Source organism: uncultured Lacinutrix sp. (assembly GCF_947500325.1).
GTDB lineage: Bacteria > Bacteroidota > Bacteroidia > Flavobacteriales > Flavobacteriaceae > Lacinutrix.
Genome location: NZ_CANMRQ010000003.1, coordinates 15,947 through 34,179 on the forward strand (window position 1 = coordinate 15,947; position 18,233 = coordinate 34,179).

19 protein-coding genes are annotated in these 18,233 nt (G+C 28.3%); 10 read left to right on the forward strand and 9 right to left on the reverse strand.

Features of this window, described 5'->3' with window-relative positions:
• The first annotated feature begins 258 nt into the window (after positions 1-258).
• Positions 259-636 (forward strand): LysM peptidoglycan-binding domain-containing protein, encoded by a 378-nt coding sequence (locus Q0997_RS05220; RefSeq protein ID WP_299885579.1) that lies wholly within the window; start codon positions 259-261, stop codon positions 634-636.
• 117 nt (positions 637-753) lie between these two features.
• Here Q0997_RS05220 and cmk read toward each other — a convergent pair whose 3' ends face one another.
• The 8 genes from cmk to lon form a co-directional block, all read right to left on the reverse strand.
• Positions 754-1,449 (reverse strand): (d)CMP kinase, encoded by a 696-nt coding sequence (cmk, locus tag Q0997_RS05225; protein WP_299885582.1) that lies wholly within the window; start codon positions 1,447-1,449, stop codon positions 754-756.
• A 136-nt stretch (positions 1,450-1,585) separates the two neighbouring features.
• Complete coding sequence (locus Q0997_RS05230) at positions 1,586-2,731, reverse strand: hypothetical protein (RefSeq protein ID WP_299885585.1); 1,146 nt, start codon at positions 2,729-2,731, stop codon at positions 1,586-1,588.
• 70 nt (positions 2,732-2,801) lie between these two features.
• The gene (locus Q0997_RS05235) at positions 2,802-2,927 is read right to left on the reverse strand and encodes a hypothetical protein (protein ID WP_299885588.1); all 126 of its coding nucleotides are present in this window, start codon (positions 2,925-2,927) and stop codon (positions 2,802-2,804) included.
• Between the two features lie 295 nt (positions 2,928-3,222).
• Positions 3,223-3,942, reverse strand: a complete 720-nt coding sequence (locus Q0997_RS05240) for a YARHG domain-containing protein (RefSeq protein ID WP_299885591.1) — start codon at positions 3,940-3,942, stop codon at positions 3,223-3,225.
• A gap of 134 nt (positions 3,943-4,076) precedes the next feature.
• A complete protein-coding gene (gene porQ, locus Q0997_RS05245; RefSeq protein WP_299885594.1) occupies positions 4,077-5,096 on the reverse strand; it encodes a type IX secretion system protein PorQ in 1,020 nt (339 codons plus the stop codon).
• A 79-nt stretch (positions 5,097-5,175) separates the two neighbouring features.
• Positions 5,176-5,682: a LysM peptidoglycan-binding domain-containing protein gene (locus Q0997_RS05250; RefSeq protein ID WP_299885597.1), complete on the reverse strand. Its 507-nt coding sequence runs from the start codon at positions 5,680-5,682 to the stop codon at positions 5,176-5,178.
• A gap of 28 nt (positions 5,683-5,710) precedes the next feature.
• Positions 5,711-6,868, reverse strand: coding sequence for a LysM peptidoglycan-binding domain-containing protein (locus tag Q0997_RS05255; protein WP_299885600.1), 1,158 nt, complete (start codon positions 6,866-6,868; stop codon positions 5,711-5,713).
• Positions 6,869-6,870: 2 nt separating this feature from the next.
• Entirely contained in the window at positions 6,871-9,318 is a 2,448-nt protein-coding gene (gene lon, locus Q0997_RS05260) for an endopeptidase La (protein WP_299885603.1), read from the reverse strand.
• A 263-nt stretch (positions 9,319-9,581) separates the two neighbouring features.
• On the opposite strand from lon, the gene Q0997_RS05265 reads away from it, so the two are divergent.
• The 9 genes from Q0997_RS05265 (at position 9,582) to Q0997_RS05305 (ending at position 16,654) form a co-directional block, all read left to right on the forward strand.
• Positions 9,582-10,139 carry an RNA polymerase sigma factor gene (locus Q0997_RS05265; RefSeq protein ID WP_299885606.1) on the forward strand — a complete coding sequence of 186 codons (558 nt, stop codon included), beginning with the start codon at positions 9,582-9,584 and terminating at the stop codon, positions 10,137-10,139.
• 21 nt (positions 10,140-10,160) lie between these two features.
• A complete protein-coding gene (locus Q0997_RS05270; RefSeq protein WP_299885609.1) occupies positions 10,161-10,721 on the forward strand; it encodes a hypothetical protein in 561 nt (186 codons plus the stop codon).
• Positions 10,699-11,793, forward strand: coding sequence for a hypothetical protein (locus Q0997_RS05275; protein WP_299885612.1), 1,095 nt, complete (start codon positions 10,699-10,701; stop codon positions 11,791-11,793). Before Q0997_RS05270 ends, Q0997_RS05275 begins: the two co-directional genes overlap by 23 nt.
• 56 nt (positions 11,794-11,849) lie before the next feature.
• Positions 11,850-12,581: a head GIN domain-containing protein gene (locus Q0997_RS05280; protein ID WP_299885615.1), complete on the forward strand. Its 732-nt coding sequence runs from the start codon at positions 11,850-11,852 to the stop codon at positions 12,579-12,581.
• Positions 12,582-12,698: 117 nt separating this feature from the next.
• Entirely contained in the window at positions 12,699-13,067 is a 369-nt protein-coding gene (gene speD, locus Q0997_RS05285; protein WP_299885618.1) for an adenosylmethionine decarboxylase, read from the forward strand.
• 2 nt (positions 13,068-13,069) lie between these two features.
• Entirely contained in the window at positions 13,070-13,867 is a 798-nt protein-coding gene (locus Q0997_RS05290) for an ion transporter (RefSeq protein ID WP_299885621.1), read from the forward strand.
• Between the two features lies 1 nt (position 13,868).
• Positions 13,869-14,351, forward strand: coding sequence for a DUF4178 domain-containing protein (locus Q0997_RS05295; RefSeq protein ID WP_299885624.1), 483 nt, complete (start codon positions 13,869-13,871; stop codon positions 14,349-14,351).
• 1 nt (position 14,352) lies between these two features.
• Positions 14,353-15,111, forward strand: a complete 759-nt coding sequence (locus Q0997_RS05300; protein ID WP_299885627.1) for a hypothetical protein — start codon at positions 14,353-14,355, stop codon at positions 15,109-15,111.
• Positions 15,068-16,654 (forward strand): polyamine aminopropyltransferase, encoded by a 1,587-nt coding sequence (locus Q0997_RS05305; RefSeq protein ID WP_299885629.1) that lies wholly within the window; start codon positions 15,068-15,070, stop codon positions 16,652-16,654. The genes Q0997_RS05300 and Q0997_RS05305 overlap by 44 nt, the downstream gene beginning before the upstream one ends.
• An 85-nt stretch (positions 16,655-16,739) precedes the next feature.
• On the opposite strand, the gene Q0997_RS05310 is transcribed toward Q0997_RS05305, so the two are convergent.
• Positions 16,740-18,203 (reverse strand): hypothetical protein, encoded by a 1,464-nt coding sequence (locus tag Q0997_RS05310; RefSeq protein WP_299885632.1) that lies wholly within the window; start codon positions 18,201-18,203, stop codon positions 16,740-16,742.
• Positions 18,204-18,233: the final 30 nt, after the last annotated feature.

The following is an 18,233-nucleotide window of genomic DNA, read 5'->3' on the forward strand; positions in this document are numbered from 1 at the left end:
AAATACTACATTTTAACCATATTGCCTAATGTTAAACAAAAAAGATTAAGTACTCTGTTTTATAGTAGATTAGAGTATAAATACTGTACTATTATATGTGTTAAACATACGTAATAGAAAACATGTGTTTTATCGGATAAATTAATCGTTTCATCTAATAAGTTGAAGAATAAATTTTAATAGAATTCTTCAAATTTTAATTTATATGATAAATTACTATCTTTAGTACATAAGATTAATATTAAAAACAAAACAATTATGGTAAGAGCAAAATATCAAGGTGTACTTGATTTAGGCGAGAAATTAAATATTCAGAATGGAGACGTTACTGAAGCTAATGGTGTATTAACAGTTAAAGGTACTGCTGGAACACAATATGAGAAAAATTTACTTTGGGATGAAATAAAAGCTGCTGGTGGAGAAAACCCAAGTGATATCGTTGCAGATATTGATGTAGCAGATACTACTGTTTATGCAAGACATACAGTAAAAAGCGGAGAGACATTAGGAGCAATCGCAAAGCAATATTATGGAAGCGCAGGAAAATACAATGCTATTTTTCAAGCGAACACTGACATCTTAAAAAATCCAGATGTTATTCACCCAGATCAAGAATTAGTAATCCCGAACTTGTAGGGATTAATAGCGAATTTCTTTTGAAAGCGAGTTGACTTAGGTTAGCTCGCTTTTGTTTTTACTCACATATTATATAAGTTTTGCTTAGTTATGCATAGAGAAACAAATACTTTAAAACTATTCTATATCTTCTAAAGTCATTTCTACTAATTGTAATACTTTTTCAAATTGTTCTTCTAAGGTTAAATCAGAATTATCAATTTCGATTGCATCGTCTGCTTTTCTTAAAGGGGAATCTTCTCTATGAGAATCTATATAGTCACGTTCTTGAACATTTCTTAATACATCTTCATAAATTACATTATCTCCTCTATTTATTAACTCGTCATAACGTCTTGTCGCTCTTTTCTCTGCTGAAGCAATCATAAATAATTTAAGTTCGGCATAAGGGAATACAACTGTACCAATATCTCTACCGTCCATTACAACTCCTTTATCTTTACCCATTTGCTGTTGTTCTTTTACCAGTTGGTAACGCACTTCAGGTATTGCCGCCACTTTACTTACATAACTAGACACTTCCAGTGTTCTAATTTCCTTTTCTATATTTTCACCATTTAAATATACTTCTGCAAAGCCTAATGCTTTATTAAATTTAAAAGTAATATTTATCTCTCTTAATCTTTCTACTAAGGCATTAACATCAAAATTTTCTTTAGTAATAAAACCATTACGCATTGTAAATAATGTTACTGCACGATACATCGCACCAGTATCTACATATATGTAACCTAAATGTTTTGCTATTTGTTTAGCAACAGTACTCTTGCCTGTTGATGAAAAACCGTCTATGGCTATGGTTATGTTTTGCATAGTATAAATTATAATGCGAAAATAATATAATTAATCTATTATGGGTTTTAATAATTAATGCTATGAATAAAATTTATTAGCAAAAAAAAGTGAAACATAAAGTTTCACTTTTTAATTTGTTTAAGAAATAAATTAATTATTTACAACTATTAGAGATTTCGACTTTAGCTATATAATAGCTTTTACTAAAGGTTTTTATACATTCATCGGTTTTACTGTTATACCATAATTTATATGTTACATTACCCTCTTGAAATGTTTTCGTATTTCCAAAGCCATTTTGCGCTAAACTTGTATATGCAGCTTTAGATTTCATGCCTTTATACTGCTTATTATATTTATTATCTGTACTACTATTATTGCTTTTACATTTAGTTGACTTTTCTATTTTAATTATATAATAATTTCGGCTATATGTTTTAACACATTCTCCAGTTTTACTATTATACCAAAGTTTATAAGTTACATTACCTTCTTGAAAAGTTTTACTATTACCAAAATCATTTTGCGCTAAAGTTGTATAAGCAGCCTTAGACTTCATACCTTTTAATTTATTAATTGTAAACTTAGTATCACTACTACTAGTATTAGTGTTTACTGTTGTAGTATTTGTATTGTTTGAGGTATTAGCAGTATTAGTATTTACCGTTGTACTGGTATTATTAGTTGTATTAATAGTAGTATTTGTATTACTAGTAGTATTAGTATTTACTGTTGTATTATTAGTACTAGAAGTATTAATAATAGCTGTATTTTTTCCTTTACAGTTATTAGAATTCTCAACCTTTACTATATAGTAATTTCTACTAAACGTTTTTACACATTGCTCTGTTTTACTATTATACCATAATTTATACGTAACATCACCTTCTTGGAATGTTTTACTATTACCAAAGTTATTTTGTTCTAAAGTAGTATATGCAGCTTTAGACTTCATTCTTTTTAGTTTATTTATATCAAAAGCATTATTACTGTTATTACTACTAGCATTACCTTTACAACTACTAGAATTTTCAACTCTTGCTATATAATAGTTTTTACTAAAAGTTTTTATACATTGTCCAGTCTTACTGTTATACCACAATTTATATGTTACATCATCTTCTTGAAATGTCTTTGTGTTTCCAAATTCTTTTTGATCTAAAGTGATATACGCCGCTTTAGATTTCATTCCCTTTAATTTATTAACATCATATTGTGCTGTATTAGTTTGCGACTGTACTGAATATGTTATCGCTAGTACAATGGTTAAAAAGACAGTCTTTATTTTTAGATTTTTCATGCTATTATAATATATATTTTATACAAAAATACTTATATTTTTTTTAAACAAACATTACAAGTTACTTAGCTCAAAACTTCTCAACCCTTTTTTTAATTTCATTAGGCATAATACCTTGAATTTTCCACCATTGAAACTGATCTATCATTCTAATATCTGGTGTTCCTTTAGGTTCTATATATAATTCTATTCTCATTTTCACTCATTGATTCTATTTAGCAGAGAAATATTATTTTTTTCTTTAAAAGCTAACATAATCTATAACATATTTAGATTCAAAAAAATGAAGATAATAGTTTTGAAATCGATATAATTTGACCTGCATTATTTATAAGAATTTAGTCTTTTAATTTTTTAAGATAGTTCCTTTTACCGTTATTATTCGACCATTCTCAATAATTCCATAAGTGTTGCTTATTTCTATAAGCATTGAGTCTAAATTTTATACAGGAATAACACATTATAGTTTTACTCTTATTTAAGCTTTATTATTATTTAACCTCTAATTGCATAATTAGGTCAGTATTATATCGTTCAATTTCACTTAAATCATCTAATAGAATTTTACCCTTCTTTTCTAATATATTGTACCAGTCTTGTTTTTTAAAATAGCGATCCATTTGTTTTCCTTTATAAAAAACATGCCCTCTTCTTGCGAAAATTTCATTTCGCATAATTTTTAAATCTATTTTAGAAAATGCCTTAATATCATTCATCGTTAATTTTACAAAACTTGCTTCAGGAAATCTTCCAGAAAATGATAGATTAGACTGGTAATTAAATTGAGTGTTATTATCGGTTTTAGAAATTAAACCAACATCTCCTTTTTCTAACATTTTATTTTTATTTTTTACAAAACGATATAGCTTGTAAAAAGTTTTATTAATCTGAATACTATCTACAAAATATCTTATACGTTCCCTAAATACTTTATTTACTCTTTTATCATTTTCCCAATCACTATAAGTACTTCTAGCATACAACTTACCATTACTACATAAAACCTCTAAATTAGGCACATCTTCTGACTCACCTAAATGATAATACCCTTGAAATTGTATCATTTTTGGTAAGTTTATTTTTTGTATAAAAGCAGAATCTATTTCGTAACTACTCTTGCCTATGTATGCTTTGATTGCTTGATTATTTGATTGAGAAAAAGAAGTAATGTAAAATGGTAATGTAAATATTAATAAGTATTTAAATTTCATCTTTGCTTATTGTTTGATTGACAATTTTCAAGCTTGAAATTAGTAATTATTTTTGATACTATACACTAAATTAATTAAAGAATTTTCAATATCAATAATTTTAGATTAATGTTATAAAAAACAAGCTATAATTCTTATCTCAAATCAATCTGCAAACCAAAGAAATTTGAATTAGCCGCTGTAGTATATTTAGCATGTGTATAACTAAAACGCAATTTGTTAAGCTTAATAGAAAAGCCTGCGGAAATTCCAGAAAAATTACGTTGATCTACAATACGTAATTCTTCACCACGTCTAAAACTGTACCCCAATCTAATATTAAATCCTTTATTTGGAAATAATTCAGCTCCTACAATAGTATGACGAATTAATTGCGATAAAAAACCAACTTTTTCTTGAGTTTGGTTGCCTTCTAAATCTGTAGTAGCTCTAGCTGGATTTTCTATACCTATTGGCCATTGTTGCAAATTCTCGAACGTTAAATGCCAACGTAATGGTACGTTTTCTAATGTTTGTGATAAGCCTACATCTATTTCAAGTGGTAAAGACTCTCTTCTTCCTGCATAAGTTGTTATTTGTGTCCCGAGATTTCTTACTACTAAAGTACCTTGAAACTCCAAACGTTCATCTATATATAACAAACCTAAATCTGCAGCTACACCAAATGAGCTATATTGTTCTAAAGTAGAAGTTATTAATTTTACATTAGCACCTGCATAAAAGTCACTATACCCTATTTGCTTAGCATAACCTACAGATAAAGCTGCTTCAGATCCAGAAAATGTTCCAGTTTCTAATCCACTTTCATCATAACCAATAAAATCACCATAATTAACGTAAGTCATCCCTGCGTGAATAGTTTGTGTGCGTCTATCCCATGTATAAGCATATGCAGCAGTACCATAAGAAATACCTCCTAAATAACTAGTGTAATTTAATGCAAATTGATTATCCATTTCTACATTAATTGTAGATGGATTATACAATGCTTGAGTAACATCATAATCAACATTAGTTAATACTTTTCCTCCTAAAGCTGCTTGTCTAGGTGAGTTTACTAAATTTAAAAATTGGTATGTAGATTGTCCTCCTAATTGCGCAAAGCAAAAAGAACTAAATAATAGATAGCAAAAAGGGACAATTTTTTTAAGCATAAAGCTGCAAAAGTAACTAAATCTATTTTAGAACGCCTAGATGTCTGTTTTATTTTTAATATGATAGAATTTAAAGCAATTATTTAAGTTTTAACACTTGTCCTATGCTAATTAAATTACTACTAAGACCATTAAGTGTTTTAAGCTGGGTAACTGAGATATTATTATGCTTTGAAATACTATATAACGTATCGCCTTTAGCTACTGTATAACTTGCACTAGTAGAGAGTATTCTTGTATTAGAATATCCAATGGTTAATTCTTGACCAATTTTTAAAAGATTAGTGGACAAATTATTAACACTTTTAATTTGTGCCATACTAACACCATATTGTTTTGAAATAGCATATAGTGTTTCTCCCTTTTTAACGACATGTATATCTGTACTTGAATCTCCAAGATTATCTATAACGTTGTTTTCAATAGTTGTTTTTGAAGGTTTTATTTTCTTACCAGTAAATTTGTATTCGCCAGTAGCCATATTCATTTTTGCTGGTCTATCATCAATGGTGACATCTACCATATTATTTTGAGAAATAACAGTCATTGACAATAGACAAAAAACTGTAATTGTAATAGTTTTCATGCGTAATATTAGTATAATTTGAAGTGTACTACTTATTTAATTTTGGAAGGACTTTTAATTTTTGGCCAATATCTAAGTTATTATTCTTAAGATTATTGAGTTTTTTTAAAGCATTAACAGTCATGTTATGCTTCTTTGCAATACTCCATAAGGAATTTCCTTTTTTTACAGTATAGAAAATCTCTTTTTCTTTTTTCTTTTCAGAATCTGAAGTTACAGTTTTTGATGGTTTCTTAGTTTCTTTAACTTGCTTAACAATTCGTGAAGCCTTAGCAGCAAGAGACTCTTCTTCTATTTCAACTTTATCGAAAATTTCTTCTTTAGAGTCTTCTTTATGTTTTTCAGTTATAATTTTTACTTCTTCAGTAGTTTTAACATTTTTCTCTTCTTTCTGTTCCTTCTTTAGCTTTTCTTTTTTTTCAGATTTACTATGATCGTGACCATCGTGAGCATCGTGAGCGTTTTTTTCAACAGTTTGTTTTGGTTCTGCTTCTAACTCTGCTTCTAATGCTTTCATTTCTGCCTTAAGCCGTTTTAGTTTTTCTTTTTTAGATTCTTTAACAGGCTCTTCGATAGTTTGATTTGTTATTTCTTCTACTTTATTATCACCTAGCCCCAAAACAGGGTTTTTAATATCATTTTCTACTTTATATGTTGCTTTTATGGGTTGAGCTCTGGTTTTTTCTGTTTTGATTAATTTCTTTTCAATCACTTCCATTGGTGGCGGTGGCGCCAAAGCCCCAGGAGATTCTCCCGGACGTAGACGCGCAATAATACGCTCTTCACCAGAAGTCCCTTTTACAGGACTACTTGATTTAACTAATGTTTTCTTAACAATTTTAACCTTAGCTCCAACTTTTAAATTTGAACTTGATAATTTATTATACCTTTTTATTTCTTCAATTGTAACATTGTTTTTTTTAGCTATAGAAGATAACGTTTCTCCTTTTTTAATAATGTGAGTAGAAATATCTGTATATACAACACCACTTGAGGTTGTCTTTAGCTGCGTTTCATCTGTCTCGCTATGTTTTAGATATGTATATTCACCTGTTTTAGTAGACATATAAGCTTCTCTTCCTTCTACTTCAATAGGAATAAACTCTTCTTCCAAGATTGCTGCGTCATCTTGTGCAAATACAGCAAAGGATAATAAACTAAATAGACTAAAGACTAACGTTTTCATTATTATAATTTTTTAGCGTTTTTAACTTTTTGATTTGTTAGGGCTAATTTTAATACATCTTTCATATCGCTAACATAATGAAAAGTTAAACCTTTTAAATAATCTTGTTTAATCTCTTCAATATCTCGACGGTTATCTTCGCAAAGTAATATTTCTTTTATTTTTGCTCGTTTTGCAGCAAGAATTTTTTCTTTAATTCCGCCAACAGGTAAAACTTTCCCACGAAGTGTAATCTCGCCAGTCATTGCTAGACTCTTTTTAACTTTCTTTTGCGTAAATAAAGATACTAAAGACGTTAACATTGTTACACCAGCACTTGGCCCATCTTTAGGCGTTGCTCCTTCTGGAACATGTATATGTACATTATACTTATCGAAAATATCAGGATTAATTTCAAATTCATCTGCATTCGCTTTAATAAACTCCATAGCAATAGTAGCAGATTCTTTCATGACTTTACCTAAATTACCAGTAATAGTCATTGTTCCTTTTCCTTTAGATAAAATAGATTCAATAAATAAAATATCGCCTCCTACTCTAGTCCATGCTAATCCAGTTACAACACCCGCAACATTATTATTCTCATATTTATCACGTTCTAATTTTGGTCCTCCTAAAACATCAACAATAGTTTCATTTGTAACTTTAAGATCGTACGTTTCTTCCATAGCAATGTTCATTGCGCCATAACGTACCATTTTAGCAATTTGCTTTTCTAAACCACGCACACCAGATTCTCTAGTATATCCTTCTACTATCTTTTCTAATTGCGGTTTGCCAATTTTTAAATGCGAATCATCTAAACCATGCTCTTTCAATTGCTTAGGCAATAAGTGACGTTTTGCTATTTCAACTTTTTCTTCAATAGTATACCCAGTAACATTAATGATTTCCATTCTATCGCGTAAAGCTGGTTGAATATTACCTAGACTATTAGAAGTAGCAATAAACATAACTTTAGAAAGGTCGTAACCCATTTCAAGAAAATTATCATGAAATTCACTATTCTGTTCAGGATCTAAGACTTCAAGTAAAGCAGATGATGGATCTCCTTGATTAGAGTTCGTTAATTTGTCTATCTCATCTAAAACAAATACTGGATTTGATGTCCCTGCCTTTTTTAAAGACTGGATAATACGTCCAGGCATAGCACCTATATAAGTTTTTCTATGTCCCCGAATTTCTGCTTCATCACGTAATCCACCTAAAGACATACGAACATACTCTCTACCTAAAGCTTCTGCTATCGATTTTCCTAATGATGTTTTACCTACTCCTGGTGGTCCATAAAGACATAAAATTGGAGATTTCATATCATTACGTAGCTTTAAAACTGCTAAATGTTCTATAATTCGTTTTTTAACATCATCTAATCCATAATGATCTCTATCAAGGATTTTCTTAGCTCTTTTTAAATCGAATTTATCTTCACTAAACTCATTCCAAGGTAAGTCTAGAAACAAATCTAAATAGTTACGTTGTATAGAATACTCTGCAACTTGAGGATTCATGCGCTGCATTTTTGATAGTTCTTTATCAAAATGTTTTGCAACTTTCTCGTTCCATTTCTTAGCTTTAGCACGAAGTTTCATTTCTTCCAGCTCTTCTGCATTACCACCACCTAATTCTTCTTGAATGGTTTTCATTTGCTGGTTTAAAAAATACTCTCGTTGTTGTTGATTCATATCCGTTTGTACCTTAGACTGGATATCGTTTTTCAACTCAAGTTTTTGAAGTTCTATATTCATAAACTTCAATGTTTCTAATGCTCTTTCTTTTAAATCATGCTTTTCTAAAAGTGATTGTTTATCTTTTACAGGTAAATTCATGTTTGAAGACACGAAATTGATTAAAAAAGAATCACTTTCTATATTTTGAATTGCAAAAGACGCTTCGCTAGGAATATTTGGAGAGTCTTTAATTATTTGCAGTGCTAAGTCTTTTATAGAATCTATAATTGCTTGAAACTCCTTATTCTTTTTTGCAGGTTTAGCTTCTGAAACTTCACGTACAGTAGCATTAATGTATGGTTCTTCCGTTATAACTTCAGCTAAACCAAAACGTTTTTTACCTTGAATTATAACAGTAGTATTACCATCTGGCATTTTAAGCACCTTAAGTATACGTGCTACTGTACCTATTTCATGTAAATCTCCAGCTTTAGGATCTTCTACAGCTTCATCTTTTTGAGATACTACTCCAATTACCTTATTACCTTTATTCGCATCATTAATAAGCTTTATAGACTTATCTCTTCCTGCTGTAATTGGAATTACAACACCAGGAAATAACACTGTATTTCTTAAAGACAATATAGGCAATGTCTTAGGTAACTCTTCATTATTTATTTTTTCTTCATCTTCGGGTGTCATTAACGGAATTAACTCTGAATTTTCATCAAAGTCTTGTAATGACAAACTGTCTAAACTAATAAAATTAGATTTTTTCATATTTATATATACGTCATTATGTCATTGATTTCTTAATCACATAATGTACCATTTGTAAAATTAAACTGTTTTATTTTTAAAATTTGCTGATTATCAAAACATTATCAACAAATAAACTGTCTTTATTGTTAGTAAAAAATCAATTAATATGCCATTCTTAATTTTAAGAAGAAGAATTAAAATTAATGATTTAGAAAAAATTTTAGTCAAACTGTAACAAATTAATTTTACTACTATCTTTATTACAACAAACCATCAAAAAATTGATATTAACCAATCACAATACAGAAGAGCTCATCAAGCTTTGTATCTCAAAAAACCAATCGGCACAATTGGAAATATATAATAGATACTATAAAGCAATGTATAATACGGCTTATCGTATAGTGAAAGATAGATATGAGGCAGAAGACGTTATGCAAGATGCTTTTTTACAAGCATTTACAAAATTAGAAACATTAAAGGATATTAAAACGTTTGGAGCTTGGTTAAAACGAATAGTAATTAATAAAAGTATTTATCATTATAATAAGAGTACAAAGTTTGATGAAGTCCCTCTTAATGATGTTTTATACAAAGTTGAAGACAATAATGGTATTGAATCAAGTCATGAATACAACAATGCAAAAGCGAAACAAGTATTAGAAACAATGTCTCTTTTAAAAGATAATTATAGAGTTGTACTTACACTTCATTTAATTGAAGGTTATGATTATGAAGAAATAAGTGAAATCATGGTTATTTCAAACTCAAATTGTCGCACAATGATTTCAAGAGCAAAAGATAGTCTAAGACAAAAAATGCTTGCTCAAGTATGTTAAAAATAATTAAGTGTAATGAAAATGAAAAATGACAACATAAATAATCTATTTGAAAGACTACAAGGTGATTTTGATATTGAATCTCCAAGTCGTTCTCATCAAGAAAATTTTCTTAAAAAGTTAAAAACCATTGATACAGAAAAACAAATAGTAAGCAACAAGCGTAATTTATGGAAACCTTTTATAGGTATAGCTGCTTCTGTTTTACTTATGTTAACATTAGTTTTTAATTTTAATAAAGAACCTGAGATTAAAGATTTAGCAAATGTATCGCAAGAAATGGCAGATACTCAAAGTTTTTTTACCTCAGTAATAACAGAAGAGTTAGAAAAAATAAAAAATAATCGTACACCAGAAACCGAATTATTAATAAAGGATGCATTAAACCAAGTAGATATACTTGAAAAAGAGTATCAACAATTAAAATTAGATTTAACAGAAAGTGGTAATGATAAGCGCGTAATTCATGCCATGATTAACAACTTTATGAATAGAGTTGACTTATTGAAATCTGTTTTAAAAAACATAGAAGAAACTAAAAACTTAAAAGAAAAAAACGATGAAAATATTATTACGATATAAAGTATGTCTTATATTATTTGTACTACCATTTGTTATGGTTGCAAATACTAATGGAAAAGGCAAATACAAAAAAGAAAAAACTGTTAAACAAGAATATAGCGTTAGTAAGAATGCAACTCTTAAAATTAATAATAGCTATGGCAATCTAGATATTGTTACTTGGAATGAAAACAGAATTGTTTTCGAAATAAAAATTAAAACTAGTGGTAATAATGAAGAGAAAGTCCAGAAAAAATTGGATGAAATTACTATAGACTTTGCCAAAGAAGGTGATATGGTTTCTGCTAAAACACGTTTTAATAAAAACAAAGAAAAATCATGGTGGAGCAGTTGGTCTAGTGGTAATAGTAATGTGAATATGGAAATTAATTACATTGTAAAAATGCCTATCTCTGGACAAGTAGATTTAAATAATGATTATGGCAGTATAAACCTTGGAACACTAGAAGGAAAAGCTATTATAAATTGTGACTATGGTAAAATTACTACTAAAGAACTTTTAGCAGATGATAACTCTATTACTTTTGATTATTCTAATAACTGCTATTTTGAATACATAAAAAGTGGAAAAATAAATGCAGATTATAGTGATTATGTCGTTTCAAAAACAAAAGATTTAAACATAATTGCTGACTATACTAAATCTAGAGTTGAAATTGCAGAAAATATAAAATACAATTGTAATTATGGTGGAATAACAATAGATAAAACAAATAATTTAAAAGGAATTGGAGACTATCTAACTTTAAGGTTAGGTGATATCTATAAAAATGCTAATATAAATGCAGACTATGGTTCTATAAAAATAGACAAGCTCCATAAAAGTTTAAATAATCTTACAATTGATTCAGATTATGTAGGTATAAAAATTGGATACGATCCTGCATTAGCCTTTGATTTTGATATTAATTTAGATTATGCGTCTCTAAAGGATGAAGATGCGTTTGAATTTATTAAAAAAAGAGTACAATCTTCAAGTAGATATTATTTAGGATACCACAATACAGAAAACTCAGGAAATACTATAAAAATTAATAGCGATTATGGTAGTGTTTCTTTTTATAAAAATTAAATCAATCAATTATTAATCAATTACAACGCAATCGCGGAAAAATTAAAACGAAAATTATGAATACATTAAAAACAACTTTAGTAATAGCTCTAGTAATGTGCAGCTTCTCTTGTGTAAATGCGCAATGGAAAAGTAAGAAAATTAAAGGCAATGGAAATGTCACTACAATAAAAAGGTCTACATCAGATTATGATGCCGTTAAATGTGCCGGATGGATGGATTTTGTCTTAGTAAATGGAGATGAAGGCGATATTACTATTGAAGGAGAAGAAAACCTTTTAGATTATATTATTACAGAAGTAGACGGTAATACCTTAAAAATTAAAACCAAGAATGGTATTAACCTAAAACCTAGTTATAACAAATCTGTTAAAATTACTATTCCTTTTCAGGATATTAATGAAGTAAGCTTATCTGGATCTGGAGATGTAATGAATTTAGATAGAATTGAAGCATCAAACTTTAAAACTAAAATGTCTGGTTCTGGAGACATTGTTCTAAATATAAAAGCAAATTATTCTGAAGCTTATGTAACTGGCTCTGGAGATCTGACTTTAAAAGGGCAAACAGATAACTTAAAAGCTAGCGTAACTGGTTCTGGTGATTTTCATGGGTTTAATTTAGAGTCAAATGATGTAGAGGCAAAAGTTACTGGTTCTGGAAATATTGAAACTGTTTGTAATGGAGAACTTAAAGCTAGAGTTACTGGTTCAGGTGATATAGAATACAAAGGGAATCCAAAGCGGGAAGATACCAAAGTGACTGGCTCTGGTAGCATTGGGAAATAAAATTCATTAGAACAAATAAAAAACTCTATTCTGTAACGAATAGAGTTTTTTTTTGTCTTATAATTTTGTAACAAATACTACACTAGAATTAAAGTCTAAATAACATATATTTGAAGAATGAAAAAAAGTAGCTTAGGCCACCAAACTACAATAGACTATTATGATTGTGATCCAACAATTATAAATACTGCAGATTCTATAAAAAAAATTTTAGAAAAGGCTGCCAATATTATGAATTTAACTATTGTAAACACTACTATTCATGAATTTTCACCTATAGGTGTTAGTGGTGTAATTGTAATAAAAGAAAGCCATATAGCTATACATACTTGGCCAGAGCATAAATATGTTGCTTTAGATTTTTTTACTTGTAATCATTCTTCAGATTTAAAAGAAGGAATTTTATGGATAAAAGAGCAGTTTAAAGCTGAAAGAATAGAAAAAAACACATCACATAGAGGCTTTTTAGCAAAAATGAAATCATAATTATGAGCCTAAAGAAAAAAGTGTTTTTATATTTTGACGATGAAAAAGGAAATACATTTGGAGACGTATTTATAGAACATTTTATATCTACATTAATTATTATAAATGTAATAGCTATTATATTGGAATCGTATAATAGTATTTATATAGAATACAAATCCTTTTTTACATATTTAGAAATTTTTTCTATTATATTTTTTACTATAGAATATGTAATTAGAATTTGGGTAGCAGATTTAATTTATTCAGAATTATCAAAGACAAAGGCTAGATTAAAATATATAACTTCATTTATTGGGGTTATTGATTTAGTTTCAATTCTACCATTTTATCTTCCTTTCATTATAAAAATCGATCTACGAATTGTTAGGGTATTACGACTTTTCCGTTTATTACGAATCTTAAAATTAAATAGGCATTTTAAATCTTTAAGAATTATACGTTCTGTAATTACAAAAACTAAAAATGAAATTATTGTTACGGCTTTTTTAGTTTTTATTCTTCTCATTTTAGCTTCTACATTAATGTATAATATAGAGAATAGAGCACAACCAGATGCTTTTCAAAATATAGGAGAAGCACTTTGGTGGGCAGTTGCAACATTAACTACAGTTGGTTATGGAGATATATATCCAATTACAGGTTTAGGAAAAATAATGAGTGCTATAATAGCTCTTTTAGGTATTGGTTTTGTAGCATTACCAACAGGTATAATTAGCTCAGCATATATTGACGAAGTTAGAAAATCTAAAGCTCAAGAGAAATGCATTTGCCCCCATTGTAATAAAGAAATAATATAATATGTTTGGAAATAGTAAAGAAGAATTCCCATTGAACAAATTAAAGTTAGATTACACTTTAAAATTATTTGATACAGATTGGACAATTGTAGAAGTTGGAGAATATGATTGGAATATGGATAACTCAAGTATAGAATATACAATACAATCTTTAAATAAGATAGCATATATTGAAGTAGAGCTTATAAAAGGTAAATACGAAGTGATTTACAGTGAAAATATAGATATCGAAGAATCATTTCTAATTGATGCAATACAAGAAAGGACTATTTATTTTGAAGATAATCCATATGTATTAGATGAAACCTACTCTGGAAACTACAAAAACCCTAATACATATACTAGAAGAGAGTCGTTAGATTCTTACATGTTTTATTACAAAGATTCAATTCTTACTATAGAAAAATGGGATGATGGAAGTTATGAAGCGTTTCTTGGTAAAGAAATAAAAGCAAAAAAAATTAAAAACATAAAAAATAATTAGAATGATTAAAAGACTAATACTTATAGTTATACCTTTTATAATACTAGCCTGTGGGAATAAGGAAAAAAGGTCAAAGCAAGTTTCTATAGAACCATCTGAAGAAATTATAAATAGTATCTCTAAAAATGATTTTTCTATCATTTTAGACGATATGAAAATAACAGAAGAAGACAACGTTATTAATCACCAACATAAATACAAAGTATTAGAAATGAAAGGAGATTCATTATACAGTACTTCTAAACAATGGAAATCTGTTAATAAGAGTTTCTTTTTAAAACATGAAAATGATTTAGGTATGGAAATTATTTCTAAACATGATAATAAAATATCTAGAGTTGCTAAACCTGTAGGTTTTGGTTGGGCCATTGGAAATGAATCTCATGGAGAATGGGAAGAACAAAAACAAGATTCTACTAAAACTACATCTTCAACAAATAGAAGATGGAGAACACATTCAACAAGTCCATTTTTTTGGTATTGGTTAGGAACTAGACGTAGTGTATATAGAAACGATTATAATAGTTATAGAACTTATAACAATAGCAGTAAAAGCTATTATGGTAATAAAACTTCTTCAAATAAATATAACTATGGAACAAGAAGTGATTATCAGAAAAAAAGACGTTCTTCATTTTTTACCAGAAAAAGTAAAAATAGTAGTCGTTGGAATACTTTAAGAAATAAGTCTAAAAGAAATTCATCTAGATACAATAATGGCTCTTCAACTCGATCAAGGTCTGGAGGAACTGGAAAATAACACATTGAAATACTCTATAAAACAAAAATCATTTGCGCTTAAAGTTGCTTTATTTGCGACTGGTATAAGTGGCATTGTTGCTGAATATATTTTATCAACATTAGCGTCTTATTTTATTGGAAATGCAATTTTACAATTTACACTTATAGTCTCAATTATGTTGTTTGCTATGGGACTTGGTAGTCGTTTTAGCAAACTAATAAATAAGAATATTATACTATACTTTGTAGTAACAGAACTCGTCCTTTCTTTATTGGTGTCATTTTCAGCTATTATATCTTATCTTATTTATGGTTTTACAGATATATCATGGTTGGTAATATATATATTATCAATTTTAATTGGTTTATTAATTGGTTTAGAAATACCACTAGCAACAAGAATAAACAATCAATATGAAGAATTACGGTTAAATATTTCTAACATACTAGAAAAAGACTATTTTGGAAGTTTAATAGGTGGATTGTTTTTTGCATTTATTGGCCTTCCTTATTTAGGTTTAACCTATACTCCTTTTATTTTAGGATTATTAAACTTAACTGTATCTTTTTGGTTATTCATTGTTTTAAAAGATGCTATTAATAAAAAAAGTCAAAAAGTATTAAGCTTTGTATATATAATAACAACTATAATTATTTTCTGTGGTTTGTTTTTTGCTGAACCTATAGTAACATACGGAGAACAAGCTAAATACAAAGATAAAATCGTATATAATAAACAAACAAAGTATCAAAAAATTGTAATTACTAAATGGAAAAAGAATCATTCTTTATACATTAATGGAAATCAACAACTTTCTACTTTTGATGAATTTATGTACCATGAACCAATGGTACACTTACCTATGCAATTAAGCGCTGAAAATAAAAATATTTTAATTTTAGGTGGCGGAGACGGATGTATCGCTAGAGAAGTTTTTAAATATAATGAAGTTGAAAAAATAACTTTAGTTGACCTCGATAAGGAAATGATTAATCTTGGGAAATCTCATGAAGTTTTTACTAAGCTTAATAAAAATGCAATGAATAATCCTAAATTAAAAACCATAACACAAGATGCTTTTACATTTTTAGAAAAAACTAAAGAAACTTATGATGTAATATTTATAGATTTACCCGATCCTAATAACGTAGATTTAAACAAATTATATTCAAAAGAATTTTATAGATTATGTAAAAACAGGCTTGCTCAAAAAGGAATACTAATTACCCAATCTGGAAGCCCTTATTATGCAACTAAAGCATTTTATTGTATACAAAAAACATTAAAAGCAGCTAATTTCGAAACCATGCCAATACACAATCAAGTTTTAACGTTAGGAGAATGGGGATGGACAATAGCTAGTAATAATGAAATTACTAAAGAACAATTAGAAAATATTAATTTCTCTAATTTAAAATTAAAATGGCTTACAAAAAATGCTATAAACCAAATAACATCCTTTGGAAAACCATTGGTTGACACAACTGGTATAGAGGTAAATACAATTTTTTCTCCTAAGCTTTATACATATTACAAGAAGGGAAACTGGGATTTATATTAAGATTTAAATCATGATATATCATAGAATAAGTATGTAAAAAGCCGCTTTTTCTATATATAGAAAAGCGGCTTTTTTACAAAATATATTAATAATATATAAATTCAATTGTACTATCAAAAGCCCCATCAAAATTATATGTTGAAGTAACAGGGTAATTATCTGAATTATATGTATACGTATGCTCTTCATGAATATTTGAAACTCCATTTTCAGTTTCTAAGAGCTCTAATAAATTATTATTACCGCCATCTATATAACCAGAAAAATCAATATTAATAAGATTCAATGTTTTAAGATTAGAAATATTTTTATAAATGCCATTTTTGTTATCATAGCTATATGTAGCTTCCAATCCATCAACATCATCTTCAAATGTAATTTGATTATTTTGCATTGAAATTGTTTCGTCCTCAATCAATGTTGTTTGTGAATCATGGTCTCCAGAGTATTCCTTAATATTAATCGTATCATCACTGTTGTAAGTAAGATCAAATCTCAACCCTTCATTAGGAGTTATATAAACCGTATAAGAAATCAATTCGTTACTCGAGTTATATTCCGTAATTACATAATCGCCTAAACCTCCTAAATCATTATAATTATCTATCCTTGTTAAAATATCATTATCATAGGTGAAATTTGTAGCAGAACCATCAGAATAGGTAATAGAAATTAATTTATTGCCATCATAGTTATAAGTTTCGGTTTCCATACTACCGTCTGCATAAGTAAAAATTTTATTTTTTAAAAAAAGTAAATTCCCAGAACCTGTTCCATTACAATCATCCAAACCATCAATTATAGCTTGTATTTCACCTGTACTATCTCCACATACATTAATTTGGTTTTGAAGTGCTGCTCTATAAGCATCACATAAATCTGCATTAGTAGTATCATTATTATATGCTGTTTCTGCAGAAGATGCAAAATTTGAAGCAACATTACAGCTATTATTTGTATTATTAGTTTTAGTCCAAACTGATGTTGCGTTAACTATAGAGGTAGTAGTTGAGCCACCTGAGCTATTTGTTTCGGTTGTATTTTGAGTAAATGTTAATGTTTGTCCATCTGCAGATATAGCAAAATTTACAGTTTGCTCACCGCCTAATTCAGAAAGATCCATCCCTTGAAAAGTAAACTCAAAAAAAGATCCATCTACTGTCATTTCATTACCATTAGTTGAATATACTCCAGCTCCAGTTACATTATCTAATGTATAACTATCTGTAGTAGCTTGCCCATTCACTGTCACAATTGTATTATAACTATAGCTACCATTTGTTGTAAAAGTATTTGTCGCAAACGTTAAATTATAGTTAGGATTAAAACCGTCAATCTCAACATTAGATTCTATTGACATACCGCCTACATCACTTGTATTATTTACTGTAACATCAAAATCTGACAAAGCCCATGTACCTATTAAACTATTTGTAAATGGGTTACCATCATTAGAATCAAAACCTACTAATGGTTCATTCTCACATGAAGACATTATTAAAAAGAATAGTGAAACAAATAAAACTGAAATCTTACTGTGTTTTTTCATATTTAATTTTTTTTAGCAAACATATTTAAT

Bases quoted from the DNA above. Each gene is read 5' to 3' on its own strand.
- cmk (WP_299885582.1), bottom strand. From the start codon at position 1,449: ATGCAAAACATAACCATAGCCATAGACGGTTTTTCATCAACAGGCAAG.
- Q0997_RS05280 (WP_299885615.1), top strand. From the start codon at position 11,850: ATGAATACATTAAAAACAACTTTAGTAATAGCTCTAGTAATGTGCAGC.
- speD (WP_299885618.1), top strand. From the start codon at position 12,699: ATGAAAAAAAGTAGCTTAGGCCACCAAACTACAATAGACTATTATGAT.
- Q0997_RS05250 (WP_299885597.1), bottom strand. From the start codon at position 5,682: ATGAAAACTATTACAATTACAGTTTTTTGTCTATTGTCAATGACTGTT.
- Q0997_RS05310 (WP_299885632.1), bottom strand. From the start codon at position 18,203: ATGAAAAAACACAGTAAGATTTCAGTTTTATTTGTTTCACTATTCTTT.
- Q0997_RS05270 (WP_299885609.1), top strand. From the start codon at position 10,161: ATGAAAAATGACAACATAAATAATCTATTTGAAAGACTACAAGGTGAT.
- porQ (WP_299885594.1), bottom strand. From the start codon at position 5,096: ATGCTTAAAAAAATTGTCCCTTTTTGCTATCTATTATTTAGTTCTTTT.
- Q0997_RS05255 (WP_299885600.1), bottom strand. From the start codon at position 6,868: ATGAAAACGTTAGTCTTTAGTCTATTTAGTTTATTATCCTTTGCTGTA.
- Q0997_RS05290 (WP_299885621.1), top strand. From the start codon at position 13,070: ATGAGCCTAAAGAAAAAAGTGTTTTTATATTTTGACGATGAAAAAGGA.
- Q0997_RS05240 (WP_299885591.1), bottom strand. From the start codon at position 3,942: ATGAAATTTAAATACTTATTAATATTTACATTACCATTTTACATTACT.
- Q0997_RS05230 (WP_299885585.1), bottom strand. From the start codon at position 2,731: ATGAAAAATCTAAAAATAAAGACTGTCTTTTTAACCATTGTACTAGCG.
- Q0997_RS05220 (WP_299885579.1), top strand. From the start codon at position 259: ATGGTAAGAGCAAAATATCAAGGTGTACTTGATTTAGGCGAGAAATTA.
- Q0997_RS05295 (WP_299885624.1), top strand. From the start codon at position 13,869: ATGTTTGGAAATAGTAAAGAAGAATTCCCATTGAACAAATTAAAGTTA.
- Q0997_RS05300 (WP_299885627.1), top strand. From the start codon at position 14,353: ATGATTAAAAGACTAATACTTATAGTTATACCTTTTATAATACTAGCC.
- Q0997_RS05275 (WP_299885612.1), top strand. From the start codon at position 10,699: ATGAAAATATTATTACGATATAAAGTATGTCTTATATTATTTGTACTA.
- Q0997_RS05235 (WP_299885588.1), bottom strand. From the start codon at position 2,927: ATGAGAATAGAATTATATATAGAACCTAAAGGAACACCAGATATTAGA.
- lon (WP_299885603.1), bottom strand. From the start codon at position 9,318: ATGAAAAAATCTAATTTTATTAGTTTAGACAGTTTGTCATTACAAGAC.
- Q0997_RS05305 (WP_299885629.1), top strand. From the start codon at position 15,068: ATGGCTCTTCAACTCGATCAAGGTCTGGAGGAACTGGAAAATAACACA.